This window comes from Peribacillus sp. RS7 (genome assembly GCF_041956845.1).
Taxonomy (GTDB): Bacteria; Bacillota; Bacilli; order Bacillales; family DSM-1321; genus Peribacillus.
In genome coordinates this window covers 606,371-632,336 of the sequence record NZ_CP168135.1, presented here as the reverse complement: position 1 = coordinate 632,336, position 25,966 = coordinate 606,371, and the positions used below count along the sequence as shown (strand labels likewise).

The 25,966-nt window shown below is 42.4% G+C and carries 29 protein-coding genes; 25 read left to right on the top strand and 4 right to left on the bottom strand.

Features of this window, described 5'->3' with window-relative positions:
• The first annotated feature begins 2 nt into the window (after nucleotides 1–2).
• From cobA to ACDZ29_RS03195, 8 genes are all read left to right on the top strand, one after another.
• Complete coding sequence (gene cobA, locus ACDZ29_RS03230; RefSeq protein WP_375089848.1) at nucleotides 3–1,451, top strand: uroporphyrinogen-III C-methyltransferase; 1,449 nt, start codon at nucleotides 3–5, stop codon at nucleotides 1,449–1,451.
• Nucleotides 1,452–1,539: 88 nt separating this feature from the next.
• Nucleotides 1,540–1,713: a hypothetical protein gene (locus ACDZ29_RS03225; protein ID WP_289315302.1), complete on the top strand. Its 174-nt coding sequence runs from the start codon at nucleotides 1,540–1,542 to the stop codon at nucleotides 1,711–1,713.
• Between the two features lie 227 nt (nucleotides 1,714–1,940).
• Entirely contained in the window at nucleotides 1,941–2,351 is a 411-nt protein-coding gene (locus ACDZ29_RS03220; RefSeq protein ID WP_289326066.1) for a DUF4064 domain-containing protein, read from the top strand.
• A gap of 178 nt (nucleotides 2,352–2,529) precedes the next feature.
• Nucleotides 2,530–3,489, top strand: coding sequence for a transglycosylase SLT domain-containing protein (locus ACDZ29_RS03215; protein ID WP_375089845.1), 960 nt, complete (start codon nucleotides 2,530–2,532; stop codon nucleotides 3,487–3,489).
• The gene (locus ACDZ29_RS03210; RefSeq protein WP_375089843.1) at nucleotides 3,473–3,862 is read left to right on the top strand and encodes an immunoglobulin-like domain-containing protein; all 390 of its coding nucleotides are present in this window, start codon (nucleotides 3,473–3,475) and stop codon (nucleotides 3,860–3,862) included. The genes ACDZ29_RS03215 and ACDZ29_RS03210 overlap by 17 nt, the downstream gene beginning before the upstream one ends.
• A 217-nt stretch (nucleotides 3,863–4,079) precedes the next feature.
• The gene (locus ACDZ29_RS03205) at nucleotides 4,080–4,433 is read left to right on the top strand and encodes a DUF1992 domain-containing protein (protein ID WP_375089841.1); all 354 of its coding nucleotides are present in this window, start codon (nucleotides 4,080–4,082) and stop codon (nucleotides 4,431–4,433) included.
• Between the two features lie 64 nt (nucleotides 4,434–4,497).
• A complete protein-coding gene (gene lepB / locus ACDZ29_RS03200) occupies nucleotides 4,498–5,076 on the top strand; it encodes a signal peptidase I (protein WP_289326063.1) in 579 nt (192 codons plus the stop codon).
• A 255-nt stretch (nucleotides 5,077–5,331) separates the two neighbouring features.
• A complete protein-coding gene (locus ACDZ29_RS03195) occupies nucleotides 5,332–5,817 on the top strand; it encodes a DedA family protein (RefSeq protein WP_289326062.1) in 486 nt (161 codons plus the stop codon).
• A gap of 74 nt (nucleotides 5,818–5,891) precedes the next feature.
• On the opposite strand, the gene ACDZ29_RS03190 is transcribed toward ACDZ29_RS03195, so the two are convergent.
• Nucleotides 5,892–6,626: an SDR family NAD(P)-dependent oxidoreductase gene (locus ACDZ29_RS03190; RefSeq protein WP_289326061.1), complete on the bottom strand. Its 735-nt coding sequence runs from the start codon at nucleotides 6,624–6,626 to the stop codon at nucleotides 5,892–5,894.
• A gap of 348 nt (nucleotides 6,627–6,974) precedes the next feature.
• Here ACDZ29_RS03190 and ACDZ29_RS03185 point away from each other — a divergent pair, with 348 nt between their 5' ends.
• The 8 genes from ACDZ29_RS03185 to ACDZ29_RS03150 all read left to right on the top strand — a co-directional run bounded on the left by ACDZ29_RS03185 (nucleotide 6,975) and on the right by ACDZ29_RS03150 (nucleotide 16,174).
• Nucleotides 6,975–8,315, top strand: a complete 1,341-nt coding sequence (locus tag ACDZ29_RS03185) for an MATE family efflux transporter (protein WP_375089839.1) — start codon at nucleotides 6,975–6,977, stop codon at nucleotides 8,313–8,315.
• A 153-nt stretch (nucleotides 8,316–8,468) separates the two neighbouring features.
• Complete coding sequence (gene pepV / locus ACDZ29_RS03180; RefSeq protein ID WP_289326059.1) at nucleotides 8,469–9,881, top strand: dipeptidase PepV; 1,413 nt, start codon at nucleotides 8,469–8,471, stop codon at nucleotides 9,879–9,881.
• 21 nt (nucleotides 9,882–9,902) lie between these two features.
• Nucleotides 9,903–10,757 (top strand): D-amino-acid transaminase, encoded by an 855-nt coding sequence (dat, locus tag ACDZ29_RS03175; RefSeq protein ID WP_370016077.1) that lies wholly within the window; start codon nucleotides 9,903–9,905, stop codon nucleotides 10,755–10,757.
• 299 nt (nucleotides 10,758–11,056) lie between these two features.
• Complete coding sequence (locus ACDZ29_RS03170; RefSeq protein ID WP_353957920.1) at nucleotides 11,057–12,295, top strand: Nramp family divalent metal transporter; 1,239 nt, start codon at nucleotides 11,057–11,059, stop codon at nucleotides 12,293–12,295.
• A gap of 269 nt (nucleotides 12,296–12,564) precedes the next feature.
• Nucleotides 12,565–13,122 (top strand): RNA 2',3'-cyclic phosphodiesterase, encoded by a 558-nt coding sequence (gene thpR, locus ACDZ29_RS03165; RefSeq protein WP_370016076.1) that lies wholly within the window; start codon nucleotides 12,565–12,567, stop codon nucleotides 13,120–13,122.
• A 20-nt stretch (nucleotides 13,123–13,142) separates the two neighbouring features.
• Nucleotides 13,143–14,156, top strand: coding sequence for an NERD domain-containing protein (locus ACDZ29_RS03160; RefSeq protein WP_375089837.1), 1,014 nt, complete (start codon nucleotides 13,143–13,145; stop codon nucleotides 14,154–14,156).
• On the top strand, nucleotides 14,137–15,099 hold the full coding sequence (locus ACDZ29_RS03155; protein ID WP_375089836.1) for a diacylglycerol/lipid kinase family protein: 963 nt from the start codon (nucleotides 14,137–14,139) through the stop codon (nucleotides 15,097–15,099). The genes ACDZ29_RS03160 and ACDZ29_RS03155 overlap by 20 nt, the downstream gene beginning before the upstream one ends.
• A gap of 292 nt (nucleotides 15,100–15,391) precedes the next feature.
• On the top strand, nucleotides 15,392–16,174 hold the full coding sequence (locus tag ACDZ29_RS03150; RefSeq protein ID WP_375089834.1) for a phosphotransferase: 783 nt from the start codon (nucleotides 15,392–15,394) through the stop codon (nucleotides 16,172–16,174).
• On the opposite strand, the gene ACDZ29_RS03145 is transcribed toward ACDZ29_RS03150, so the two are convergent.
• On the bottom strand, nucleotides 16,175–16,450 hold the full coding sequence (locus tag ACDZ29_RS03145; protein WP_289326054.1) for a YtzH-like family protein: 276 nt from the start codon (nucleotides 16,448–16,450) through the stop codon (nucleotides 16,175–16,177).
• A gap of 251 nt (nucleotides 16,451–16,701) precedes the next feature.
• Here ACDZ29_RS03145 and trmB point away from each other — a divergent pair, with 251 nt between their 5' ends.
• A complete protein-coding gene (gene trmB, locus ACDZ29_RS03140) occupies nucleotides 16,702–17,340 on the top strand; it encodes a tRNA (guanosine(46)-N7)-methyltransferase TrmB (protein WP_289315315.1) in 639 nt (212 codons plus the stop codon).
• 330 nt (nucleotides 17,341–17,670) lie between these two features.
• A complete protein-coding gene (locus ACDZ29_RS03135) occupies nucleotides 17,671–18,516 on the top strand; it encodes an MBL fold metallo-hydrolase (RefSeq protein WP_289315316.1) in 846 nt (281 codons plus the stop codon).
• Between the two features lie 48 nt (nucleotides 18,517–18,564).
• Here ACDZ29_RS03135 and ACDZ29_RS03130 read toward each other — a convergent pair whose 3' ends face one another.
• Nucleotides 18,565–18,882 (bottom strand): PepSY domain-containing protein, encoded by a 318-nt coding sequence (locus ACDZ29_RS03130; protein WP_289315317.1) that lies wholly within the window; start codon nucleotides 18,880–18,882, stop codon nucleotides 18,565–18,567.
• Between the two features lie 176 nt (nucleotides 18,883–19,058).
• Here ACDZ29_RS03130 and ACDZ29_RS03125 point away from each other — a divergent pair, with 176 nt between their 5' ends.
• The 3 genes from ACDZ29_RS03125 (at nucleotide 19,059) to ACDZ29_RS03115 (ending at nucleotide 21,756) form a co-directional block, all read left to right on the top strand.
• A complete protein-coding gene (locus ACDZ29_RS03125; RefSeq protein WP_289315318.1) occupies nucleotides 19,059–20,132 on the top strand; it encodes a M42 family metallopeptidase in 1,074 nt (357 codons plus the stop codon).
• 81 nt (nucleotides 20,133–20,213) lie between these two features.
• Nucleotides 20,214–20,726, top strand: a complete 513-nt coding sequence (locus ACDZ29_RS03120; protein ID WP_375089833.1) for a DUF84 family protein — start codon at nucleotides 20,214–20,216, stop codon at nucleotides 20,724–20,726.
• 160 nt (nucleotides 20,727–20,886) lie between these two features.
• Nucleotides 20,887–21,756, top strand: a complete 870-nt coding sequence (locus ACDZ29_RS03115; protein ID WP_289326052.1) for an AraC family transcriptional regulator — start codon at nucleotides 20,887–20,889, stop codon at nucleotides 21,754–21,756.
• Between the two features lie 118 nt (nucleotides 21,757–21,874).
• Here the strand turns inward: ACDZ29_RS03115 and ACDZ29_RS03110 are convergent, their stop codons facing one another.
• The gene (locus ACDZ29_RS03110; protein ID WP_289326051.1) at nucleotides 21,875–22,324 is read right to left on the bottom strand and encodes a YtoQ family protein; all 450 of its coding nucleotides are present in this window, start codon (nucleotides 22,322–22,324) and stop codon (nucleotides 21,875–21,877) included.
• 123 nt (nucleotides 22,325–22,447) lie between these two features.
• Here ACDZ29_RS03110 and ACDZ29_RS03105 point away from each other — a divergent pair, with 123 nt between their 5' ends.
• From ACDZ29_RS03105 to ACDZ29_RS03090, 4 genes are all read left to right on the top strand, one after another.
• A complete protein-coding gene (locus ACDZ29_RS03105; RefSeq protein WP_370016069.1) occupies nucleotides 22,448–22,954 on the top strand; it encodes a hypothetical protein in 507 nt (168 codons plus the stop codon).
• 119 nt (nucleotides 22,955–23,073) lie between these two features.
• Nucleotides 23,074–23,385 carry a thioredoxin family protein gene (locus tag ACDZ29_RS03100; protein ID WP_134783638.1) on the top strand — a complete coding sequence of 104 codons (312 nt, stop codon included), beginning with the start codon at nucleotides 23,074–23,076 and terminating at the stop codon, nucleotides 23,383–23,385.
• A 50-nt stretch (nucleotides 23,386–23,435) separates the two neighbouring features.
• Complete coding sequence (locus tag ACDZ29_RS03095) at nucleotides 23,436–24,242, top strand: DUF1444 domain-containing protein (protein WP_289326048.1); 807 nt, start codon at nucleotides 23,436–23,438, stop codon at nucleotides 24,240–24,242.
• 168 nt (nucleotides 24,243–24,410) lie between these two features.
• On the top strand, nucleotides 24,411–25,598 hold the full coding sequence (locus ACDZ29_RS03090; RefSeq protein WP_375091089.1) for an amidohydrolase: 1,188 nt from the start codon (nucleotides 24,411–24,413) through the stop codon (nucleotides 25,596–25,598).
• The last annotated feature ends 368 nt before the right edge of the window (nucleotides 25,599–25,966 follow it).

Below are 25,966 nucleotides of genomic sequence, written 5' to 3'. Positions count from 1 at the left end.
GTATGACCAAGGGTAAGGTCTATTTTGTTGGTGCAGGTCCGGGTGATGTGGGCCTGATTACCGTAAAAGGTCAAAAAGAGATTGAAAAAGCGGATGTCATTTTATATGACAGATTGCTGAATCCCAAACTATTGGAGGCTGCAACCCTCGATTGTGAATTGATATATTGTGGTAAGACACCTTATGCGGATGGTATCAGTCAAGGGAACATCAATGAGCTGCTTGTGTCCAAAGCACTGGCGGGGCATCGGGTCGTCCGTTTGAAAGGCGGTGATCCCGCCGTTTTTGGAAGAGTCGGGGAGGAAGCGGAATCGTTGAAAGCTCAGGGTATCCCATTCGAAGTCATTCCGGGGGTTACGTCCAGCATTGCTGCATCCATGTACGCAGGAGTCCCCGTCACGCATCGGGATTATGGACGTTCATTTGCGATGGTGACGGGCCATGACCAAATGAAGAAGGATATAGATTGGAATGGGCTTGTGAATAGTATAGATACGGTTGCATTTTATATGGGTGTAGCAAACCTTCCGTATATCCGCGAAAATTTGATCAATCATGGAAAGCCGGGGAACACGCCGGCACTCGTCATTCAATGGGGCACTTATGGAAGACAGGAAACGGTCGAGGGGACCTTGGATGATATCGTCGAAAAGGTAAGTGGAAGGTCGCTTAGCAATCCGGCGATCACCCTGGTCGGGGATATCATTTCACTAAGGGGAAAACTGCAATGGTTCGAAAAGAAGCCACTATATGGTCAACGGTTTTTAGTGGCCCGGACCGGGACGGCAAAGAGTTCCTTGGCAGAAACGCTGCATGAACTTGGCGGCGATGTCATCGAGTTTCCTAAATGGAATGCGGCAAAAGTTGAAATAGAAGAAAGTCAGCTGATCTCTTTTCTTTCGTATGATCGAATCCTCTTCACTTCACCCGAAAGCGTCCATGGATTCTTGGATTCACTTACTGAACACGCTATTGATTTCCGCCGGATTTCTTCAAAACTTTATGTGATATCGCGGAAATCGAAGAAAGCTTTACAGCAACGTGGACTAATGGCCGAGCTCAAATCCGAGATGCCGGAAGCCGGAAGACTGTTGGTCATTGGAGATCGAAACAAGGATCAAAGAGATCCGGCTCATGGGGAAGGAGACTATTTTCAAACCAGCACTAAATTTGTTGATGGAAGATTCCTTGAAATCCTTCCGAGAATGCTAGACGGGAAAGCTATCGGATCGGTACTTTTTTCGAATCAGCATTCAGTTGATATGCTGTTGGAATATGGGAAACAGGCAGACGTGGATATTGAAGGGTTGCTAAATCATGCCTCCATCGGGGTAATTGGGGAAAGTACTGGCAAAAGACTTAAAGACTATGGATTTAAAGTGGATATGATGCCCGAGGAACCGTCTGTTGAACAATTGGTGGCTTTGATCGTGAATAGGAATGGTTTTTAGGCTCTGAAAAAAACAGAGTCTTTTTCCTTTTTTTACCCAAAAGACCGGTGTTAAATGATATGATTTTCCTTTGGAAGGGAGTGTTTTCATGTTTAATATTGGCGATATTTTATGGCAATTATTCTATCTTGCTCTACTCGTTTTGTTAATCGTAATGGTTGTTAAGGTTGTCCGTTTCTTTATAAAACATATGACAAAAATGCATAACCTGGAAAATAAAGCGGATGAAGTAAATGAACGATTGAAAAAGAAGGATGATTGACGGCCATATATCCGGCTCATTTTCCCTGTTCTTTTTTCAGAAGAGCCAAGCTCTACGGGTACTTTCTTCGGATTGATTTTTCCATTCATCATGCCTTATCGATCCAAGTAAGGAAAATGAAAATACCAAATGGACGCTCACAGATTTTGAAAGGAAGGAATAAAAGTCTTTTATTCCTTCCCAGATTGGGTATATATATAAGTGACTTTTCTAGGGAGGCGAAGTAAATGAAACGCACATGGGAATTCGTATTAAGTATCATAGGCGTGAGTATCGCTGCGATTTCTTTAATCGTGACGATTATAACGGCAGTTTATCTCAACAGTATCGATATGACAGAAATGATGGACTACTCATTAATGTCAGACTCCGAGTTTTCGACGTCTGAGGTCGATATGTCAATCAAGTTTTTCATGGGCTTACTATGGGCGGGAATCATATCGCTGTTCATTGCCTTGGCAGGCGGCTTGATTGCTATCTTTCTATTAAAAGGCGGCAAAGCGAAGGCAGCCGGAATCTTATTGATCATTACGGGCATTCTGACGATCTTTCATGTTTGGCCGCTTATCTTCTTCATCGTGCCGGGAATCATGTGCCTTGTAAGGAAGACGAGGGAAACGGTGGAAGTGATCGTATGATCCAACACCATACATAGTTTGTGATTCAAAAACAAAGGAGCTGATCCGAAAATGCGGGTAAGCTCCTTTTGTGATGCAAGGATATTTTAGGGGAATATACCTATTTATACCTGCATTAACCAGTCTATCATGGTACTATTATTATAGATTTAAATATAAATAGACTGGAGTTCGATCGATGAAGATACCTTTAATGAAGATTGGGATAATGACCTGTTTGACACTCGGTTTGTTCAATGGACAGGCTGCTTTTGCAGAGTCCGGAATAACCAATGCGTGTTCATCATTTGGTGAAATCCAACCGAATGTAAATCCTTCCCATAAGCAGATTAACTGCCTACTGACGAATGCGGCAATAGAGACTGAAATCCCTCCTGAAGTGGTAAAAGCGGTGGCTACGCAGGAAAACGGGGATTGGAGGCAATTTAATGATGCGGGCAAACCGATTATATCCGGCGATGGCGGTATCGGTCTAATGCAGCTTACCAATAAAAGTGGGTATGACCAGAAAAGGCTGGAAAATGATATAGTCTACAATATCGAGGCTGGTGTCGAGGTGCTGGGCGGCATGTATTCTAGAAGGGATTTGCCCAAGATCGAAGGTGCAGGACGCAGGGTCATCGAAAATTGGTATTTCCCTGTCATGGCATACAATGGGACAAAGCCGGTTAACAGTCCTCTTTACCAGGAAAGCGGGAAAAGAAATGTGAATGCTTACCAAGAGGAAGTTTTTGCCGAATTGGAAAACCAAAGTTTTTTGAAAAGCACTAAACTGGCAATCTATCCATTCAGTACATTGGACTTTCAATATGATCGTGAAAGCACTGAAAATATCATCTTTAAAAAGTTGGAATACACACTGACCGACCAAACACATGACTCTGTTTATTGGTTCATGCCAGAAGACAAAGTGGTGACGACATCCAACGCGAATATTAGGAAAGAAATAAACACTACGGTAGGTGCAGTGCTTGTGCCTCCAAATACAAGCTTGATCATCAAAGGGAATTTTGACTATCACGAATCTAAGGGAAATAAATTTGTCTTTTACCCCGTACAAACGGAAGACGGGAAGATTAAGGGGTATGTTTCATCAGCTTACATCTCCAATAGGCTATCGAGTGTCGTGCAAAGATAACCTGGATGGCAGCTTGACCAGTAAAATCAAGGTGACGGGTACGGTGAATACGAAGAAAAAGGGAATGTACACATTAAAGTATACAATCACTGATTCATCGAAAAATACTGCTACAGTGACCAGGAAGATCACAATCGACAGCACCAAGCCGGTCATTTCCGGAGCCAAAAGTAAAACCATTGCCATAAACTCTGGATTCAATCCTAAATCAGGTGTATCTGCGAAAGATAACCTGGATGGAAGTTTAACAAGTAAGATCAAAATAACAGGGACTGTGAATACAAAGAAAAAGGGTTCCTATACATTGACTTACGCAGTTACGGATAAATCGCAGAACAAGGCAGAGGTAAAAAGGAAAATCACGGTTAAATAGATGGCAAAAAGGGATTCCGTTAATAATGGAATCCCTTTTTTGATGCATGAATGTTTTTGGCCGAAAGCCATGCATATATAATAGTAGAAAGTGTTCATTGAATGATCTTCAAGGGTGGAGTGGATATAGATAAAAATGTTATAATTGTAAATATATGTAATGATAAGTGATCTGAAGGGAGATTGTTTATGGGCAAAGAACAGGGGCATGTAAACTGATGGATCAGATTTTTAAGGATTATGAAAAGGACGGCGGACTGAAGAATAATCCTGGCTTTGGAAAACCGCTTCCGGAGTCGGTGCTATCGGGAAATATCTATGACAACTTCTTGACGAAGGCCAAGGATGCCGGTTACCTTCCGCTTTGGATAAAATGGCAAAAAGAAATTCGGGAAGAGCTATCCGAAGTGGTTCGATTGAAAAAAATGAATGGAACTGAATCGGAATTAATCAAACGAATTGACGATATAAATGAGAAAGTCCGTACATATAATGCGATTTGTCCTCCAAAGATGCAGCGCAGGGAAATAGAGTTGGAAAGCATCGAGATCCAGTATGAAAAATGGAAGTAATTGATAATGTGCAAAATGTGGGTATTTGTATGACGTGATCATGAAGGGATTATGATATAATTGCATGAATAAAAAACAGAGAGAGGGACTTCGATTGGAAAATAGAAAAGAAGTTTTTTCATGGATAAAAGCGATATTGATTGCAGTCATTCTAGCTTTTTTAATTCGAACGTATATTTTTGCACCGATTGTCGTGGACGGTGAGTCAATGATGCCGACCCTGCAAGACCACGAAAGGATTGTTCTTACCAAGTTTGGAACGAATATTGATAGTATCGACCGGTTTGATATTGTCGTTTTTCATGCAACGGCAGATAAAGATTATATAAAAAGGGTTATCGGTCTACCAGGTGACCATATTGAATATAAAGATGATATGCTTTATATTAATGGGAAAGCTTATGAAGAACCATACTTGGACAAATATAAGAACCAGATGGCAGGAGTGCCGCTGACTGAATCCTTCAAGCTCGAAGATATTACAGGCAGCATGACAGTTCCGGATGACCAGCTGTTCCTTATGGGGGATAATCGCCAAAATAGTTTGGATAGCCGTGAAATCGGCACGATTTCCGTCGATGAAATTGTCGGCAAGGCGAATCTAGTGTATTGGCCGATCAAGGAAATAAAAATTGTGAAATAAGAGGAAGCGGACTCGGTCATCGGGTCCGCTTTTGTTGCCGTCATTCATCGCGGAAAGGGGGAAACGTTGACTGCCATTGCGATATAAATCTTTCAACAAAAAACGTGTTCATTCTTCTTTTTTTTTCTTTTTTTATGAAAATCCACTCATTTGGGTTAATTTAGGTTATCCTATTAAAAAGAAGTAATCACGTTACCCAGGCCCGCATAGAAATTGGATTACTTTAAAAAAGGGTGCTGAGATGGAGTACTATAGATGGATATAGTAAAAGATTTAATTTCAAACTATGGTTATTTTGCGATATATGGACTGTTGGCCATTGGAATTATTGGCTTGCCGGTACCTGATGAGTTCATGTTGACTTTTGTCGGCTATTTGTCATCCATTTCCGTTTTGAATGTCCAGGGGGCATTCCTAGTCAGTTTCCTTGGATCGATATCCGGGATGCTTGTCAGTTATTTCATCGGGAAAAAGGTGGGTAAGCCTTTTTTGAGAAAGCATGGTAAATGGATCAGAATGACACCCGCGAGGTTGGAAAAACTGGAGAAATGGTTCAATAAATACGGTCCATGGACCATTATCATTGCCTATTTCATCCCAGGAGTTCGCCACTTCGCCAGTTACATATCCGGAATGAACGGAATGGGGAAACGAAAGTACTTTATATTTGCAGGTGCAGGGGCTTTCAGCTGGTGCTTGGTATTTACGACTTTTGGCTATTTCATTGGTGTGTTAACGTAACCGCCAAATTTCCATGTTATCAGAAAATCCCGTTTCTGGATTTCAGAAACGGGATTTTCCATTTCCACCTTTTATTATTGAGCAGAGTATCCGCCGTCGATGACGAGCTCGGCACCAGTAACGTATGAAGCGTCATCGGATGCTAGATAAAGCACGGCATTTGCAATATCCGCCGGCTGCCCCAAACGCTGTAATGGAGTTGCCTTGATCATTTGGTTCACTAACTCTTTTGACTCTTCTAATTTCTGTGTCATTGGTGTTTCGATGATACCAGGGAATACGGCATTAACACGGACGCCCATGCGGCCATATTGAGTTGCGGCAGCCTTGGAAATAGCACGAACGGCACCTTTAGAAGCTGAATAAGAGTTTAAGCCCATTCCGATTTGTGCAGTAAAGGAAGAAATGTTCACAACAGCGCCTTTACCTTCTTTAACCATGTAAGGAACAACATGTTTCATTCCAAGGAATGGTCCAAATCCATTAATGCTTAACATTAGCTGCCAATCGGCCAATGTCGTATCGTTAATTCCTTTTTCTGTCGAGATACCGGCATTGTTAACCAAAATGTCGATTTTGCCAAATTTAGCGATGACTTCATCCGTCACCTTTTTCCAGCTTTCATCTGAAGATACATCAAGGAAAGTACCATGGACGTTATCCAATTCGTTCACAGCTGCTACAGCTTTTTCATTGATATCAGCAGCAATGACTTGTGCTCCTTCTTTTGTGAATAGGTCGACCATTTCTCTTCCCATACCGGATGCTCCGCCAGTGATAATGGCTACTTTATTAGTCAATCTTCCCATCATGATCACTCCTGTTTAGTTGATATAACGATGAATATATGTCAGGCATAGTTCAAAAGTTATTTTATCAACGAGCAATACTATTCCTCCGTCATCAATCCGTCAAGCATTTTGTTTTCCCGCTTGCGAATGTTTTTTTCTGGCTGGATGAAAAGTAGAGGTATATCTGAAATTTTGCCGGAAAGTTGATATATTTAAATAACCGCTTCAATTTGAAGTCACTATCAATCTACAAATATTCAAATTTTGATTCCGTAGATTGTCAATATCAAAAATAGCCTAACAAGTTGTACTTTTAATGCAAAGTTTTGTGAACTTTTCAGACATGAAAAAGGGGGTCATCCATTTATGAATAACAGAATGTATCTTTCCTTGGCCATTCCGCTTACGATTTCGACGATGAGTACACCATTGCTCGGTGCGGTTGATACGGCTGTGGTTGGAAAGTTGAGTGATCCCGCTTATATAGGTGGGGTAGCTGTCGGAACCATTATCTTTAATACGATGTATTGGCTTTTTGGATTTCTTCGGGTCAGTACATCTGCCTTCGCTGCACAAGCTGAGGGGGCAAGGGATGACAAGCAGAGCCTGATGGCCTTGATTCGTCCTTTTTTCATAGCAGCAATCATCGGTCTTCTTTTTATCGTGATCCAAAAACCCATATTGAATGTTTCCCTAGGTGCAATCGGTCCGGAATCGGACGTTTCCTCCTTTGCCGCCGATTACTTCAGCATCCGGATATGGGGGGCACCTTTTGCATTATTGAACTATGTCATCTTAGGCTGGTTAATTGGGAAATCCAGGATAAAAACATCATTGTTCATACAAGTTTTCATGAACGTGATCAATATTATTTTGTGCCTCGTTTTTGTAAATGGCTTTTCATGGTCTGTATCAGGGGTTGCTGCCGCTTCATTGATATCAGAGATTGCCGCTTTTTTCCTGGGCTTGTGGGTGATTCGGAAAGCGGTCATCATACCGGATGCTTTTTCGTTCCGGGAGGCGTTCGATCATGCTTCCCTGAAAAAAATGATGGTGGTCAACAGGGATTTATTCATCAGGACCATTTGCCTGATTACGGTTTTCAATCTTTTTACGGCCAAAGGAGCCACTTTCGGGACAGAGACACTGGCGGCCAATGCCGTACTCATTCAGATCCATTACCTGATGGCCTATTGCTTTGATGGCTTCGCGAACGCGTCGAGTCTCCTGATTGGGAGGGCCATTGGTTCGAGAGATATACACCTTTATAAAAAAACGCTCTTACTTTCGGCGCGGTGGGGCTTGTATGCTTCGTTCATACTTGCCGGATCATACTATTTATTTAGCGATAAGGTCATTCTCCTTTTCACGAATATTCCAGGCGTCATCGACCTGGCCCATGAATACGGACTTTGGATTGTCCTATTCCCTTTCACTGCCTTTATCGGACTCATTTTCTATGGAGTGTTTACAGGTGCGACTGAAGCCGTTCCTGTAAGGAACTCGATGCTCCTTGCACTATTGGCCTTTCTATGTGTCCAATTCATGGCAGTCCCTCACCATGGTAATCATGGATTATGGCTTGCATTCCTGGCGTTCAGTTTAGGACGTTCCTTGTTTTTAGCGTTATACATCCCAAGACTGAACCGAAAAGTAACAGAGTTGATGGATGAAGATAGCCTATTGAAAACACCCTCTTTTAATTAAAGAGGGTGTTTTTTTATTTATATAAGGAATTTTATCGGTAGTTTGACCTTAGCAATAATACGGGAATACGAAGAAAAAGGTAGCTACGCTTGGCGAATCAGATAGTAAAAGTGATAAAATGAAAAATATATATACAAGAGGAGTTGTCGTATTGTGAGTGAATTGAATTGGCGAGAAGAAGTTGAAAAACGGAAAATGGACTTATTACTGGACACACAAAACTTACTGAAAATAAAAAGTGTACTGGATGAAGAACATCCGACAGAGGAGGCCCCATTCGGTAAAGGGGTGAAGGAAGCCCTTGATTACATGCTTCAATTAGCCGAAAAAGACGGTTTTACTGTGAAAAATGTCGATAATGTCGCTGGCCATATTGAAATGGGTGAAGGCGAGGAGTTAATCGGGATATTATGCCATGTCGACGTGGTACCCGAAGGAGATGGATGGAGTTCGGATCCGTTTGGTGCTGAAATCCGTAATGGCCGCATATATGCTCGTGGGGCAATCGATGATAAAGGGCCGACGATGGCAGCCTATCATGCAATGAAGCTGGTCCGGGAGCTAGGGAAACCTTTGAACAAACGTGTGAGGATGATCATTGGAACGGATGAAGAATCGAACTGGCGCTGCGTTGACCGGTACTTTGAAGTGGAGGAAATGCCTTCGATGGGCTTCGCGCCGGATGCTGACTTCCCGATCATCAGTGCGGAAAAGGGAATCTGGGATTTCTCGGTTATACACCCTGCCGATGCAGGAAATGGTACGAACTCAAACGTGAATGTCATGGAATTTTCTTCAGGTAGAAGGACGAATATGGTACCGGATTTTGCTACGGCGATTGTGGAAGCGGCTAACCCTGCTGAAGTGGTGGCAAACTATCAGGATTATTTGCAAAAATACTCATTGAAGGGCCAAGCCGTTCCACAAAAAAATCAAGTGCTTCTTGAAATGAATGGTGTTTCGGCACACGCGATGGAACCGAAAAATGGCATTAATGCAGGTCTGCATTTAGCCGTATTTCTAGCTGATCTTACTCTTGATCCCCATGCTAAAGCTTACTTCACTTTCATCAAGGATCGCTTGTTTGAAGATTCCCGTGGAAATAATTTAGGCCTTGCATATTCGGATGAGCAAACAGGTGAATTGACAATCAATGCCGGCGTTTTCAATTATTCAAAACAAGGGGACAGCTCGATTGGTTTCAGTATGCGTTATCCGGTGACGTTTGAGTGGGAAGCGGAAAAGGCGGCATTGGAAGATAGGTTAGCGGCATATACTTTGAAAGTGAAGACCAATTCGCATTCCACTCCGCATTATGTGGACAGTGAAAGCTTCTTGATTAAGACTTTGCAGCAAGTTTATGAAGCGGAAACAGGTGAGAAAGCTGAACTCCTTTCCATTGGTGGCGGCACCTACGCCCGTTCATTGAAGGAAGGCGTTGCATTCGGTCCGCTTTTCCCTGGCAGCGAAGATATTGCGCATCAGAAAGATGAATATATTGATATTGAAGATATGCTTAAGGCTACGTCCATTTATGCACGTGCCATTCATGAATTGGCTAAATAAGAGGCAAAGAGGGAGAAAGACATGGGAAAAATCATTTTCAACGGCGACCTTAAAAGCAGGTCCGAAGTAAAGGTAGATATTGAAGACCGGGGATATCAATTCGGCGATGGCGTCTATGAAGTCATCCGGGTTTATAATGGCGAATTATTTGCGGGGGACATGCATCTGAACCGGCTGATGGACAGTGCGAAGTTGATTCAGATGAAAGTTCCCTTTACTGTAGCGGAAATCAAAGCCCGCATGAAAGAGCTGATCACTGAAGATCAACTGAAGGACGGCATCGTCTATATGCAGCTGACAAGGGGAGCATCGCCGCGTACACACTCTTTTCCAACTACAGAGGTGGAACCGGTCTTTGTTGCCTATACCAAGGAAATTCCTTATACAGGAAAAATGAAGCCAGGGGTCAAGGCTGTTACGACCGACGATATACGCTGGCTTCGCTGTAATATCAAAAGTTTAAATCTACTGGGTAATATAATGGCTAAACAGCAAGCGGTCGAAGCTGGTTGTGATGAAGCGATCCAGCATCGTGATGGTACGGTGACGGAGGGAAGTTCGTCCAATGTTTCAATCGTGGTGGATGGGCTAATTAAAACACATCCGGCCACCAACTTGATCCTGAATGGAATCACCCGTCAGGTAATGCTGAAACTTTGCACAGATCATGGAATTCCCTATGTCGAAGAAGCCTTTACGGTCGAGGACATGATGGCAGCAGATGAAGTCCTTTATACGAGCACAAGCGTCGAAGTGACTCCAATTATTAATATTGATGGCCAATCGATTGCAGCCGGGGAACCCGGTCCGATAACCCAAAGACTGCAAAAACTGTTTTCCGAGGAAATCGAGAAGCAATGCGGTACCCTTAAATAGATCAAAGTCCCCTTTGCCGCAATCGGCAAGGGGTTTTTATTATTCAGCAATTACTCGGAATGAATCTTGCATGTCCAGACATTTTCATTGCCTGACTTCAAGTCTGAAGTGAAATAAATCATGTCCGGATCCCTTTTTACATGCCTCCGTTCACCCCCTCCTTATGCAGTTTAATTCAGTTTGAACTTCCCGATTTTCCTTTTTGACATTTTCAAGATCCAGGAATATACTTGGTATTAACTTAAAAAGTTTACCTGTTGCAACAATTTGAGTTGCGTGTAAAAGGAGTAGAGATAGATATGTCCGATGTGTTGCATCATTCTTCTTCGAGAGGAATCAAAAAACTGCTTCCCTATCTAGGGCCGGCCTTCATAGCAGCTGTTGCCTATATTGATCCAGGGAATTATGCTACCAATATCACAGCCGGATCTAAATATGGCTATACGTTATTATGGGTTATCTTCGCATCCAATTTAATGGCTGTGCTAATTCAATCACTATCAGCTAAATTGGGGATAGCCACGGGAAAGAACCTTCCTGAGTTATGCAGGGAGAGATTTTCGAAAAAGACATCTTTCTTATTATGGATTCAGGCCGAAGCCGTTATAATGGCAACCGACTTAGCTGAATTCATAGGAGCGGCACTAGGAATTTATTTGTTATTTGACTTACCGCTTATTACATCGGCCATCATTGCAGCGATTGGTTCTTTTGCCATTTTGGAAATCCAGCGCAGAGGTTTTCGAACATTCGAAGCCTTGATCACGGTCATGATATTTGTTGTGGTGATTGCCTTTGGTGCTCAAGTTTTTTATGCAAAACCTGACACTTCAGCCATTGTTTTAGGACTCTTCACTCCAAAATTCGAGGGAGTGGACAGTATATTACTATCGGCGGGTATGCTTGGAGCTACCGTTATGCCACATGCGATTTACCTTCATTCCTCTTTAACTCAAAAGCGAATTGTCGGTAAAAACGATTTGGAAAGAAAAAGGATTTTTCGTTTTGAACTAATTGATATTGTCATCGCCATGTTGATCGCAGGCGGAATCAATGCCGCCATGGTCATTGTTTCAGCTGCCCTATTTCATAAGAATGGAATGCTTGTAGAGGATTTGGATGTTGCCTATCAACAATTCGGTGCCATGCTTGGACCATCAGTCGCGATGTTCTTTGGAATAGGATTATTAATTGCCGGTTTATCCAGCTCATCAGTCGGTGTAATGACAGGAGATGTGGTCATGCAGGGATTCATTAAGAGACATATACCGATTTATTTGAGAAGGATCATTACGACCGTTCCGCCTCTGCTGATAATATTATGGGGAGTGAATCCATCTAAAGCACTTGTGATGAGCCAAGTAGTACTCTCGTTTGGCATCGCATTTGCCTTAGTGCCATTGATCATGTTTACAAGCAATAAGAAAATCATGGGGAACCTGGTCAATCATAAAATCACCTCAAGCATTGCTTGGCTTATTGCCGTACTTATCATCGGACTGAACTTGTTCCTGCTTTACGAAACGCTGTTCAGCTAAACGGCACAAAAAGACCAATATTGAACTGCATCCCAATCGTTAGAAAACATCTAACAATCGGGGTGCAGTTTTTAAATCCGTCCTAACGCGTGATCATCCGTCCTTGCGCATGTATCAATAATCCGCCATAGCTTCGTTCACAGGATGGAAGACTGGGAATATACCAGTTTTTTTGATGGAGGGAATATTTATAAGGATGTCCATGAAAAGGTATATACATTGGAAATATGGTAAAATTAAAGGGAAAATAGGAAGGAATGTATTTGACCATGAATACTCATTTTTTCTTTGCTTTAGTATTACCTGATGATATCAAGTCCTATTTAAATGCTGTTACGGAACAACTTAAGTTAGACTTTCCATTTAAGAAATGGCTGCATCCAGCCGATTATCATATTACAATGGCTTTTTTGGGCAATGCTCCCGATACATTGAAAAAGGATGCTTTGGGGCGTGTGGAAAGCGAGCTTGCCAATGAGGCCTCATTCGGTTTGGAACTCGGCGATATCGGCGGTTTCGGCAAGAGTGATAGTCCAAGGATTCTATGGGCAGGTGTCAAGCAGCAAGAAAGGCTTTTTACCATTCAAAGGAAAATCTATAATTCCTGTGTAGGGGCAGGTTTTGAACTTGATAAAAAGCCGTTTAAGCCTCATATAACGCTAGCAAGGAAATTCGAGGGGGTAAGTCCCTTTTCGTTGGAGAGCGTCCGGCAGATAGCGGATTTGGAGGATAAGCATTTTGAAGCAGACCAGGTTGCGTTATATCAAACACATCTTGGAGCTTCTCCTTCATATGAGAAGATTTTCGCGATAAACCTCCAAAAATAGAGAGAGATGGTGGTGGTCGAATGGCACAGCTCATAAAGATGCAGGATTATATTTCCCGGTATGAGCAGGATATTTATCGATATCCAACACAATTTGCCCGGTTGAAAAAACAGCAATGGGATAAATTGAAGGCTGCTTATGAAGCGGGCGAGCTAGATCGGCTCTATAGTGAACATGCTGAAAGTGAAACACAGGTCAAATTTGATACGCCTCGGGAAGAGTCAAAGGGCCTGTTTAAAAAGGTGAAAGGCATATTCCCCCGGACAGGAAAACAGGACGCAGAGGGAGAAGCAGAAGAACTGCCAATACCGGGCCAGATTGAAGATACTAATGTTTTTTCATTAAGATTTCCGTTCCGTCCGGCCAGTCTGGATGAATTAAAGCAAAATTATTTAAATCAATTGCTCCGCTTTCAAATGAAATGGGGAAGTTCTACGCTTCATGAAAAGTCATTTGTGGACCAATCATTCTTTTTGGATGAAAGGCTCCGTTTTTTTCTGCAACGTTTTCCGGATACGTTTCTCGTATTATATAAACCTATCTTTCTATTGAAAAATGCACCAGTTGAAGTCGATGTCATTTTATTGACCCCTGTTGATGCTTGGTGCATCACTTTTCTGGAAGCGGAAGAAAACGCTGCTTTCATCGGTTCGGGTGACCGGTTCTGGGTCCGCATGCATCATAAGCATCCTGATAAAAAAGTGCTCAACCCCATGCTGGGCGCAAATCGGATGGCGAACATCGTTTCCCGGGTATTTGAGCTTTATGAAGTGAACGTACCGATTAAAAAGGTGATTCTATCCCGGAATGGTTATGTGGATTATCCCGAAGCTCCTTATGAAATTACGATATTGGATAAAAAGACCTTCCCGGAATGGTTTGAAAGGATGCGGGCAATTTCATCTCCTCTTAAGGCACAGCAGCTAAAAGGGGCGCAGGCATTGCTTGAATATTGTCAAACTACATCGAGCATGCGACCTGAATGGGATGCTGAATATAACCAAACAGAGGAAAATGAGCATGCAGAACCTTAATGATACGCTGTATTTCATTGTCAATCCAATGGCTCGAAATGAAGAGAGTTTGAAGATTTGGAAAAAAGCCGAGGAAATACTGAATTCAAAAGCTGTTCCCCATGAGGTGTTTTTTACGGAGGAAAAGGGTCATGCGCTAAGATTGACGAAGGAAATTCTATCAGGGACGAATCTGGAAACCCGGATGATCGCTGTCGGGGGAGATGGAACGGTCAATGAAATGATAAATGGCGCGATTGGTTTTCCTCATGCAATCATCGGCTCCCTTGCGGCTGGATCTGGCAATGATTATGTAAGGGGCATTCAAAAAACTGAGAGTGTGGAAGAAGCGCTTTCTCTATTTCAGGATAACGCCTTTAGTGCCGTTGATATTGGACAGTTCGAGACGGATGGTAAGGTTGGTTATTTTATTAACAGCCTGGGAATGGGCATTGATGCTGAAATTTCAGCTGAAGCAGACCGTTCGCCTCTGAAAAAATGGTTTAATTTTGTCAAAGCGGGTAAATTAATTTATCTGTTCATTTTTATAAAAAAAATATTTTCTTACCAGCCCAGCTGTATGGAATTGATCATTGATGGAAATCGGCATCTTTTGAAAAAGGTATGGTTCATCGTCATTGCGAACCAGCCCTACTTTGGCGGTGGCATGAAAATTTCACCGATGTCAAAGCTGGATGATGGCAGGTTGAATGTGATTGTGGTCCATGATATTACAATGTTGAAATTATTGACCGTATTCATCACCGTTTTATGGGGCGGTCACCTAAACATTAAAAATGTTGATTCTTTTTCTGGTGAAAGGATAAAAATGAAGAACCACGGGTCAGTGAAAATCCAGTATGATGGGGAAATTGTTGGAATGGGTGAAGTAGCTGCAGTGGTTCTAAAAGAGAAAATTCGCGTCATGTTCAAGGATGATATTCCAAACAAAAATATGAAATGATTTATTTGTTTTTGTTTTATGCGTATAATCGTTTTATAGTACTTGACGAAGAAACCGTTTTTCAACTAAAATTTAATTTATGGCTATTGTTTAATTGCTCAATAGCTATTTTTTTATTTCTCTAAAATGAGGATGTTTTTAATTGCGGGTATCATCCCGATGCAAGTATAAATGCAGCTTCGCCGGCAGGCGGATTTTTTATTAAACATGGACTCAAAGTAGTGGTAATACATACACTAGGTGAACGTACCCACATTTGTATGATTAAGCGAGGAAATCGAAGGTGAACCAGTTGGAACATTTATTAGGTCAGGAGTGGGATATATCCCCTGCTGGAGGAGCTACGGGAGAAGCCTTTATTGCCGAGAAAGAGGGGCAGAAGCTCTTCCTTAAACGAAATTCATCGCCATTTTTAGCTGTTCTTTCAGCTGAGGGCATTGTTCCAAAGTTAATGTGGACAAAACGCCTGGAAAATGGGGATGTAATTACGGCCCAGCATTGGATGGAAGGCAGGGAGCTATCTCAGCAGGAAATGAACAATATAAGAGTCGCAAAGCTGCTTCAAAAAATTCATCAATCCGATCCTTTGTTAAGCATGCTCAAAAGGCTTGGGAAATCCCCTTTACGACCTGAAAGTATACTTACAGACATAGAAACCGGGTTATCTTCGGATGTTACGGATATTCCGATTATCAAGCAGGCCATCCATTTTTTACAGAATAATCTCCTGTTGATTGAATGCGACGAAAAAGTCGTCTGTCATTGTGATGTGAACCATAATAATTGGCTCATGACCGAAACCGACGGATTGTTCCTAATTGATTGGGACGGAGCGGTCATTGGCGATCCGGCCATTGACCTCGGCGTACTCCTGTATTCATATGTCCCAAGGGAAGAATGGAATCAATGGCTTGCCCGTTACGGCAAGAAGCTTGACGCAGGCCTGGAGATGAGGATGAAATGGCACACGGTTTCACAACTAGTGCTTTCCATCCAATGGCATCATCGTAGAAAGCGGTACGAGGAAAGAAATGAATTACTGCAAAAACTTGAAGCATTATTGATGGTTGGCTGATCAGAATTGATCTATATCATCCACCCACTGGGACAAGTCGTTCTGGTGGGTTGAAATATGTGCTTCTAAATCGGCGGTACCGATGCCTGTCTGGCTATATTCGTAAATCTCCGTCAGTATCGTTTTTACATTGCTGTCAATATCCATATTGACCATTAAGGATTTGACGAGCCTTTCAACCTGTTCACATTCAGAAACGGATCCACAGCAATCTGTTTGATGATTGGTTAATATATCTTTTAATAGTGACATTTGATGTTCATGGGAAAGCGGCATATAATACCTCTCCTATCTTAAATATGGATTCAAGGGGTTCCCAGGTGGTTCTCGCCTGCCCTTCACTTATTTATGGTGTGTTTTGCGGAAAGTTTTATACATGAAAACTAAAGAGACTGTCGCCTGGATGGCCGGCAGTTTTTTTATTTGTCAGTGGGTGCCTGCAGGCTTTTCCTGAAAAAATCATCTTGCAGGAATCCATCCACTCGTGTTATGGTTTGAACGATTATATTATAAATAGGGGTGTCATCATGCGTTTAAGAAATAAACCTTGGGCTGAAGACCGTTTGAATGATTTTCCACAATATGTAATTCAGCAGCCAGTGAGCCATAAAGGTAAATGGCATGAAGTTTTCGGTAACGATAATCCGTTATATATTGAAGTGGGTACGGGGAAAGGCCGTTTCATTACAGAAATGGCAAAAGCCCATCCTGATGTGAATTTCATTGGAATTGAAGTATATAGAAGTGTCATTGTAGCTGCATTGGACTTGCTGATTGAAGCGGATGTTCCAAATTTAAAGCTGTTGAATGTTGACGCAGCGAACTTAGGGGAATATTTTGCAAAAGGTGACGTGGATCGCGTCTACTTGAATTTCTCTGATCCGTGGCCGAAATCGCGTCATGCAAAACGTCGGTTAACCTATAAGACATTCCTCGAAGTATATGAAGGCATCCTGCCAGACAAAGGCGAGATTCACTTCAAGACGGATAACCAAGGGTTATTCGAATCTTCCTTGAAGAGTATTTCCGAATACGGCATGCTCTTGAAATATGTAAGCCTTGATCTGCATAACAGCAGTTTTGAAGGTAATATCATGACAGAATATGAAGAAAAGTTCTCGAGTAAAGGCAACCGGATATACCGCTTGGAAGCAATGTTCCAATAATCATCGATCAGAAACCAGGTGCACAGCATCTGGTTTTTTTTTTGTTTAAGCCGAATAAAATTTCATAAGTTCACACCAATTAAATGCTGCCATATACATGTCCAACAAAGTTAATAAGCAAGGATGTCAAGGAAACTCAACGGAGGTTTAGATAGAAATATATCCACCATTTCGTCTACCATGAACCATGTTTGCCTTTGTGATGGCTCTTTCGTTTGGGGGAAATCGTAAAGGTCTGATATGGGAGGGGAGCATTCACGAGGATGAGATGATTGTTATCAATTTCAATATATGGAAGTGGGTGTTAAACTATAGGAGAGGAGGGGTAAAATGGAAACGATGCAAATAGGGGAAATGAAATTAACATGGTTGAACGGCGGTGTGACTCACTTGGATGGGGGTGCGATGTTCGGTGTTGTACCGAAACCGCTTTGGTCCAAGAAGTATCCTGTTAACGAAAATAACCAAATCGAGTTACGCACTGATCCGATTTTAGTGCAGGCAAATGGATTGAACATGCTTATAGATTCCGGTATTGGTAATGGAAAGATGAATGAGAAGCAAAGACGGAATTTTGGGGTGACGGAGGAATCCAGTCTTGTCGAAGATCTTGGCAGACTTGGGATTCAACCAAATGATATCGATTACATTTTAATGACCCATCTACATTTCGACCATGCCTGCGGTTTGACGAAACGTGAAGGTGAAACTTGGGTGCCTGTATTCGGGCGTGCCGAAATCATTACGACTCAAACTGAATGGAATGAAATGAAAAACCCGAATATTCGTTCAAAAAGTACATATTGGGCAGAAAACTGGGAGGCTGTCGCTTCGCAGGTACGTCCTTTTGAAGGTGAACAAGAAATTACGAAAGGCATTAAAATGATCCATACAGGGGGGCATAGTGATGGACATGCAATCATCATCATTGAAGATGGTGGGGAAAGATTGATTCACATGGCAGATATCATGCCGACGCACGCGCATGCGAATGTCCTCTGGGTCCTTGCTTATGACGACTATCCCATGACTTCCATCGAAGCGAAGGAAAAGTGGATGAAATCCGGACTGGAAAATGGGTCCTGGTACAGCTTTTACCATGATGCCCACTACTGTGCCATCAAATGGGATGTAACGGGTAAAGAGATAATAGCCGAATTGAAACGGAATCGGTAAGCAGGGAAGCAAAAGGAGGACGTCATTTTGACGGCCCTCCTTTTTGTTTCAATCATTTTGCGCATTAAGCTCCAATATTGTTCCTGTAGAGGCATCTGCAACAAATTCGAATTGCTCGCGTTTTCCCTCTGTGTTTCTAGTGATCCCGCCTTTGTACACTTCATAGTCCAAATCATTTTTTGTATAGTTTTCCGGCTTCATCAAGATCCATGAGCCATATATATTTCCGTCCTTTTTGACTGTTTCCTTCACTTGGGCCAAGACTTTATCCGGAGAAGGTTTAATTGATTGATCCAATATTTGTTTTGTCGCATAGCCAGCAGCAAACCCGGCTACAGTACCTAGTAAAAACGTTTTCCAATTCATTGATTTCTCCTCCATTGCATTTTTTCAATCACTCTTTCTAGTATACAGAAGAACGCTTTATTTGACTAATAATTTGAAATTTTAACCATTAACTGATAAATTAGAACTTTCTAGTGTAACATGATGCTAAGTTCTGTAAAATAGTATAAAACAATACATAGGTTAGGGGTAGAAAAATGAATCATGAGACTTTAGAACTTTTTAAAACATTGACGGAATTACCGGGAGCCTCGGGAAATGAACATGCAGTTCGGAGTTTCATGAGGAGTGAGCTGGAAAAATATTCGGATGAAATCGTCCAAGACCGCCTTGGCGGAATATTTGGCGTAAAAAGAGGTAATCAAGAAGGGCCGACTGTACTGGTTGCCGGGCATATGGATGAAGTGGGATTCATGGTCACTTCCGTAACGGATAATGGAATGATTCGTTTTCAGACCCTTGGAGGCTGGTGGAGTCAAGTGCTTTTGGCCCAAAGAGTCGAAATCATTACCGATAAAGGGCCGGTCATTGGTGTCATCGGTTCGATTCCTCCTCATTTGCTTGATGAATCGCAACGCTCAAAACCAATGGATATCAAAAATATGCTGATTGATATCGGGGCGGATGATAAGGAAGATGTGAAGAGAATCGGTATTAAGCCCGGTCAGCAGATTGTACCGATTTGTCCGTTCACGCCGATGGCCAATGAGAAAAAAATCCTGGCAAAAGCATGGGATAACCGTTACGGTTGCGGACTTGCGATTGAATTGTTAAAAGATTTAAAAGATGAAACATTACCGAATATCCTCTATTCCGGAGCAACCGTGCAGGAGGAAGTGGGATTACGGGGTGCGCAAACAGCAGCTCATATGATCAAACCGGATCTTTTCTTCGCCTTGGATGCAAGTCCTGCGAACGACATGTCCGGCAGTAAAAGTGAATTTGGGCAGCTGGGGAAAGGGGCGCTTCTCCGTATTTTGGATCGTTCGATGGTTACGCATCGCGGCATGAGGGAGTTCATCCTTGATACGGCCGAGTCGAATGACATTCCGTATCAATATTTCGTTTCCCAAGGCGGCACGGATGCAGGGAAGGTCCATGTTGCAAACGAAGGCATTCCAAGCGGGGTGATTGGCATCTGTTCCCGCTATATTCATACACATGCATCCATGATTCATATTGATGATTATGCCGCTGCACGTGAACTAATCGGGAAATTGGTTCGTTCCTGTGATAAAACGACATTCGAGACATTGATAAATAACGGTTGATAGAGGAAGCTGAAATGGAAAGGGAGCTGTCATGAATCCTTTTCCATCAGCTTTTTTTTACATGGAAGGAAGGTAACCATATTGAAAATAGCAGTAGGCAGTAAGAATCCGGCGAAAGTAAAGGCAGTGCTTGACGTATATGAAGAAGCTGAAATCATATCGCTTCAAGTGGAAAGCGGTGTCTCGGAACAGCCATTTTCAGATGAGGAAACGATGGATGGGGCAATGACGCGTGCCCGGAATTGCTTAATTCATAGTGATGCCGAAATCGGTATCGGACTTGAAGGCGGTGTCGTGAAAATGGAGCAAGGCCTGTTTCTATGCAATTGGGGTGCGATGGCCACGAGGGACGGTGAGGTCTTTGTAGCTGGCGGAGCAAGAATCCCGCTGCCCGGAATTGTTGCCGGGAAGCTACTGCACGGTGAAGAGTTGGGTCCGGTGATGGACGCTTACACAATGCAGGAGAATATCAGCAAAAAGGAAGGAGCGATCGGCGTGTTTACAAATGAGCGAATCACCAGGGGGGAAATGTTCCTTCATATCATGAGGATGCTTACGGGTCAACACGAGTATAAGCTGAAAATGAAAAAGTAGGATTTTTGAATCATGTCATGACTGAAATAGCCATGGAATGATGATAGAAGAGTACATATGTCGGTTCGAATCAGGAAAAAGAACACTGCCAAAACAGAGCAGAATCTGACAGGATTTTAATGAGTGGGGTTGCTAGTATAGATGACAAGGGGTGAGCGGAATGGGGTGGGTTGAATCAATCCAAAAGGCAATCGAGTATATCGAGGAGCACTTATTGGAGGACCTGACAATCGAGAGTATTTCCAGGCAGGCGAATGCCTCAGCTTTTCATTTTCAACGGACATTCACCATTTTAACGGATATTTCCATTGGTGAATATATCAGGCGTCGAAGACTGACCTTAGCGGCCCAAGAAATTTCATCCACAAATGGCAAGGTCATTGATTTAGCCTACAAGTATGGCTATGACACTCCCGAGGCATTCTCAAAAGCTTTCCGAAGGCAGCATGGAGTATCTCCAAGCGAAGCACGAAAGTGTATGGGGAAGCTGAAATTCTATGAACGCCTGGTGATACAGGTGATTTTGAAAGGGGCAAAACCGATGAAATACAATATCCTCGAAAGGGATTCCTTTCAATTGATCGGGATCAAGCAAGAGTTTTCCTTGGTCAATGAAGAGAATTTGGTTGGGATCCCGATGTTGTGGGATAAAGTGAATACGGATGGAACCAGCGATAGGTTAGGAAAGTTGAACAATGGCCAAATAGATGGCTTGATTGGTGTATGTGTCGATAAGCGGGCAGTGGAAAAAAATGAAACGATGGATTATTGGATAGGTGCAGAGTATGCCGGGAAAGTGCCTGAAGAGTTTTCAACCCTTACGATACCGGCTTCCAAGTGGGTCGTATTTGAAGTTCACGGACCTATGCCGGATGCCATTCAAAAGGCTTGGAAGCAAGTCTTCTCCGAATGGTTTCCTACCAGCGGTTATGAACATGCCGGAACTCCCGAAATGGAAGTATACGCGAATGATGACGCTTCAAACCCTGACTATTACTCGGAAATTTGGATTCCCATTAAAAAGGGATAAGTTTCAACCCATAAATATTGGCTTTTAGCTTGTAGGGTAATTATCCCTACAAGCTTTTTATTGGGGTAAAGACCGTTTCTCGTTATTGATATAAGGGGATACTCCTTCGGCGGGAGATTTATAACCCTTCTTCAAAAATATAAGAAAGCACCTTCATGGCTTGGTTCACGGATTCGACCGTTACACTCGCCTTTTCCGATAATTCCTTTAAGGCATGGTGATGGGATTCCGGGCGAATCAAAATAAGCGGTTTACCCAGGGAAAGGGCGGTGCTTGCGTCCATGGCAGTATTCCACTGTTTATATTTCTCTCCAAACAGGGCGACGACAAGATCAGCTTTTTTCATCAAAAGACCTGTCCGCAAATTATTGATTTGGGAAGCGGCCGCATCCTTCAGAATAGGGTTCGGCTGTTCTCCGAGAATATCTTCACCGATATTATCGGAGCGTTCATGGTTCTCCATCGGACCGACGAATTCTAAAGGAAGCTTCAGTGCAGAAGCCTTATCTCTCAACTCACTTCTCCAACTTGAATGGATCTCCCCAGCAAGATACACGGTTAATTTCATTGTTTTCCTCCTCGGTATTTAAATTGTTTTCATTGTATCATGTTTTTTAGAAAATGGATGAATTCCATAAATAAGGATAATAGTATCCATAAGTGAATAAAAGAGACGGCTGGAGGAATGAAGATGGCTTTATCGAATAAGAAATTTCTTGTTTTCCTGTTAATAAGCAGTTTGCTTGTTGGCTGCTCAGGTATCGAGAGACAAACCGAAAAGGCAATGAAGGCTGCTGAAGTGGCTTTTCGTGACGATGAAAAACAGCCCAATCTCGAGGCAGGGCTTATTCAAGTCCATCTGCCAAAGGAATATAGGGTAGTGGAAGAACATGATAATAATTTGATTTTACAAAAAGGTGATAAGGCTTATATATTATTTGTCAATCCGAATGAAAAAGAAGACAGCTCCGTTTTATATTTGGCGATAAAGGAACAAGGAGATCAATATTTGGTGCTGCATTCCTTTCAAACTGATGATAAATTCGGCTTTATCTCGATTAAAGAGATACCGAAAGAAAAGTATGAGCTTGCAGTGGGGATCGGTGGGGTCAAGCTGACAACCGAAACGGATAAAGACCATTTAAAAACCGATGCGAAACAGATGATGGAAATCGTATCATCCGTGCCCCAGAAATAAGATAACTCCCCAATTTCCCGGTCATTCAACCGATCCGTATTAATGGTTGATTCGCGGAGAGTCTGGTATGATGGGATTATAAAAACTAAGGTGACATATAGAGCAGGAGGAATATTCAAATGGAAAAGTTACAAACCATTGAGCAATATGATGCATTAAAAAATGAAGGCAAACATATTTTTCTTTTTTCGGCGACATGGTGTGGAGATTGCCGTGTAATCGAACCGATTATGCCGGAGATTGAAACGAAATTTCCTGACTTCACATTCATTTATGTGGACCGTGATGAATTCATCGATGTCTGTGCAGCTAATGATGTATTCGGAATACCAAGTTTCATCGCTTATGATAATGGCAAAGAGCTAGGTAGATTCGTGAGCAAGGATCGCAAAACACAAGAACAAATTGAGGAATTCATACAATCACTATAATCAATTTCCCCTTCTCGCTGGGGATTTTTCAATGAAGAGGAGGGTCAACCATGAAAATGGACAGCACAAAGCTGAAAAATATCTTGAAGGAACGGTTAAAAGATGATAATCGGACTTTCAAATTCGATAGCAAGCAAGATACGTTACGCGTGGAAAATGTGAAGACCGGGAAGGGGATCACCATCGAGCTGCCTCCTGTACTTGCTAACTATGAAAACGTACAGGAAAAAGCCATCGATGAAATCACCTATTACGTGGAAGAGGCCCTGAATGTGATGGGGGAAGAACACAGCATGGAAGGCAAGGAGAAATTCATTTTCCCAGTCATCCGCTCTACCTCCTTTCCAATGGAATCGGAAGAAGGAAATCCATTTTTATTCGATGAGCATACGGCTGAAACCCGGGTTTTTTATGCCCTTGATTTAGGAAAAACCTACCGTCTTATAGATGAAAAGATGATTCAACGGGAAAATTGGCAGGGTGACAGAATCCGTGAAATTGCCCTTTTCAATGCCCGTTCCCTCTCCACTGAAATGAAGTCGGATATCGTCGCGGATAATGCATTTTATTTTTTGAACACGAATGATGGATATGATGCCAGCAGAATCCTGAATGAATCCTGGCTTCGGGAAATGAAGGAAAAGATTGAGGGGACCATGGCTGTGGCCATTCCGCATCAGGATGTCATCATCATTGCCGATGTGAAGAATGATACGGGTTATGATATTCTTGCGCAAATGGCCATGAGCTTCTTTGCCAGCGGTCATGTACCGATAACGGCTCTATCATTCCTTTACGAAGATAATGAGTTGGAGCCCATTTTCATTATGGGTAAAAACAAAAAGCGAGAACAATAAATCATCGCAAAACATAAGGACCGTGTCAGCATTGGGGAAACTCCATCTTGGCAGCGGTCCTGTTTTATTATCGAGAAGTATATACAAGTTTAATAGAGTTAATTTACCAGACCGAAAGAAAATTTTAAGCCTTATGAATAAACATTAAGGGGGACGATTATCGTGAATGTGAAAAGTGAATTAATGAACATGCTGGAAGCCCGTAAAGAGGAAATGGTTCAAATCCGCCGTCATTTACATGAGAATCCGGAGCTATCTTTCAAAGAAGAGAAAACGGCACAATATATCATTGATTTTTATAAAGGGAAAGATGTGTCGATTCAAACGAATGTAGGAAATGGATTAGGGATCATCGTAACGATCGAAGGCGGAAAACCAGGGAAAACGATAGGTCTCCGTGCGGATTTCGATGCATTGCCGATTACAGAAGAAGCGGAGGTCCCATTCCGTTCAAAAAATGAAGGTGTCATGCACGCCTGCGGACACGATGGGCATACCGCTTATTTATTGGTACTGGCCGACTGCATCAACGAGTTGAAAGATTCCCTATCAGGCACTATCAAAATAATCCATCAACATGCAGAAGAAACACCCCCAGGAGGAGCAAAAAGCATTATGGAATCAGGTTTTTTGGATGAACTGGATGCTGTTTTTGGAATCCATTTATTTCCGTCGCATCCAGCGGGGGTCGTCGGGTATCGCGGCGGCTATTCGATGGCTGGACGGACCTATTTCAAGTTAGCGATAAAGGGTGTAGGCGGTCATGGTTCCTCCCCGCATATGGCTAATGACGCCATTGTGGCAGGCGCCCATTTCGTGACAGCCGTACAAACCGTAATCAGCCGTCGCTTGAACCCTTTTGATATGGGGGTAGTCACAATCGGCTCCTTCGATGGAAAAGGAAGCTTTAATGTCATAAAGGATCGTATAGAAATTGAAGGGGATGTCCGTTATATGACAGCAGAGACCCAACAGCTGATAGATAAGGAAATCCATCGGATCGTCAAAGGGGTGGAAACGGAATTTGATGTTCAGTGCGAACTTACCTATGTGCCTGATTATCCTCCGTTATATAATGACCCTGAACTGACTGGATTCGTGAAAAATAGCCTGGAAAGCATGCATGATAAAGAAATTAAGAAGGTCGTGGAATTTCCGGTATTCTCAGGTTCAGAAGATTTTTCGTATTATGCGGAAAAGATTCCTGGCTGCTTCTTTTACATTGGCTGTAAACCGAAAGGGGTGGAAAAGCCATATTTCAATCACCATCCTAAATTCGACATTGATGAAGATGCCATTTTGATTGCTTCCAAATCAGTGGCGCAGGTTGTATGCAGTTTTTATGATTGGGCTTAGTGCCATTGGTCTTGGTTTGCAAAAAAAAACGCTTGAACCCACAAACACCGTTCAGTATTAACGAACGGTGTTTTATAGGTTTCAGCCGTTATTTGGATGCCACAGGAGGTTTCGTGAAGGATGATGCAATGAAATGACCAGCTTTCATCCTGGGCTGCATGAAAACTTAATCTCTTTGTAAACGCGATTTAACAGCGGTGTTTTATTTAAATAGTAGACTAGGGGCTAATGTTATTTCGCGATGGATAGGTTTAAACTCATTCCAGAAGGGGTTTAGTAGGGTAGGAGTTCTGCGAAATACGTAGAGTTGGTAAAGAATACGATTAAAAAAGTAGATACAAATCCCAAATTTTCTCGATATTTTAAAA

Bases quoted from the DNA above. Each gene is read 5' to 3' on its own strand.
- ACDZ29_RS03160 (WP_375089837.1), top strand. From the start codon at position 13,143: ATGGCACAGCTCATAAAGATGCAGGATTATATTTCCCGGTATGAGCAG.
- ACDZ29_RS03105 (WP_370016069.1), top strand. From the start codon at position 22,448: ATGGCTTTATCGAATAAGAAATTTCTTGTTTTCCTGTTAATAAGCAGT.
- lepB (WP_289326063.1), top strand. From the start codon at position 4,498: ATGAATAAAAAACAGAGAGAGGGACTTCGATTGGAAAATAGAAAAGAA.
- ACDZ29_RS03130 (WP_289315317.1), bottom strand. From the start codon at position 18,882: ATGAATTGGAAAACGTTTTTACTAGGTACTGTAGCCGGGTTTGCTGCT.
- ACDZ29_RS03190 (WP_289326061.1), bottom strand. From the start codon at position 6,626: ATGGGAAGATTGACTAATAAAGTAGCCATTATCACTGGCGGAGCATCC.
- ACDZ29_RS03095 (WP_289326048.1), top strand. From the start codon at position 23,436: ATGAAAATGGACAGCACAAAGCTGAAAAATATCTTGAAGGAACGGTTA.
- ACDZ29_RS03125 (WP_289315318.1), top strand. From the start codon at position 19,059: ATGAATCATGAGACTTTAGAACTTTTTAAAACATTGACGGAATTACCG.
- ACDZ29_RS03185 (WP_375089839.1), top strand. From the start codon at position 6,975: ATGAATAACAGAATGTATCTTTCCTTGGCCATTCCGCTTACGATTTCG.
- trmB (WP_289315315.1), top strand. From the start codon at position 16,702: ATGCGTTTAAGAAATAAACCTTGGGCTGAAGACCGTTTGAATGATTTT.
- ACDZ29_RS03110 (WP_289326051.1), bottom strand. From the start codon at position 22,324: ATGAAATTAACCGTGTATCTTGCTGGGGAGATCCATTCAAGTTGGAGA.
- ACDZ29_RS03135 (WP_289315316.1), top strand. From the start codon at position 17,671: ATGGAAACGATGCAAATAGGGGAAATGAAATTAACATGGTTGAACGGC.
- ACDZ29_RS03220 (WP_289326066.1), top strand. From the start codon at position 1,941: ATGAAACGCACATGGGAATTCGTATTAAGTATCATAGGCGTGAGTATC.
- ACDZ29_RS03100 (WP_134783638.1), top strand. From the start codon at position 23,074: ATGGAAAAGTTACAAACCATTGAGCAATATGATGCATTAAAAAATGAA.
- ACDZ29_RS03170 (WP_353957920.1), top strand. From the start codon at position 11,057: ATGTCCGATGTGTTGCATCATTCTTCTTCGAGAGGAATCAAAAAACTG.
- ACDZ29_RS03225 (WP_289315302.1), top strand. From the start codon at position 1,540: ATGTTTAATATTGGCGATATTTTATGGCAATTATTCTATCTTGCTCTA.
- ACDZ29_RS03195 (WP_289326062.1), top strand. From the start codon at position 5,332: ATGGATATAGTAAAAGATTTAATTTCAAACTATGGTTATTTTGCGATA.
- ACDZ29_RS03215 (WP_375089845.1), top strand. From the start codon at position 2,530: ATGAAGATACCTTTAATGAAGATTGGGATAATGACCTGTTTGACACTC.
- ACDZ29_RS03115 (WP_289326052.1), top strand. From the start codon at position 20,887: ATGGGGTGGGTTGAATCAATCCAAAAGGCAATCGAGTATATCGAGGAG.
- cobA (WP_375089848.1), top strand. From the start codon at position 3: ATGACCAAGGGTAAGGTCTATTTTGTTGGTGCAGGTCCGGGTGATGTG.
- thpR (WP_370016076.1), top strand. From the start codon at position 12,565: ATGAATACTCATTTTTTCTTTGCTTTAGTATTACCTGATGATATCAAG.
- dat (WP_370016077.1), top strand. From the start codon at position 9,903: ATGGGAAAAATCATTTTCAACGGCGACCTTAAAAGCAGGTCCGAAGTA.
- ACDZ29_RS03155 (WP_375089836.1), top strand. From the start codon at position 14,137: ATGAGCATGCAGAACCTTAATGATACGCTGTATTTCATTGTCAATCCA.
- ACDZ29_RS03205 (WP_375089841.1), top strand. From the start codon at position 4,080: ATGGATCAGATTTTTAAGGATTATGAAAAGGACGGCGGACTGAAGAAT.
- ACDZ29_RS03145 (WP_289326054.1), bottom strand. From the start codon at position 16,450: ATGCCGCTTTCCCATGAACATCAAATGTCACTATTAAAAGATATATTA.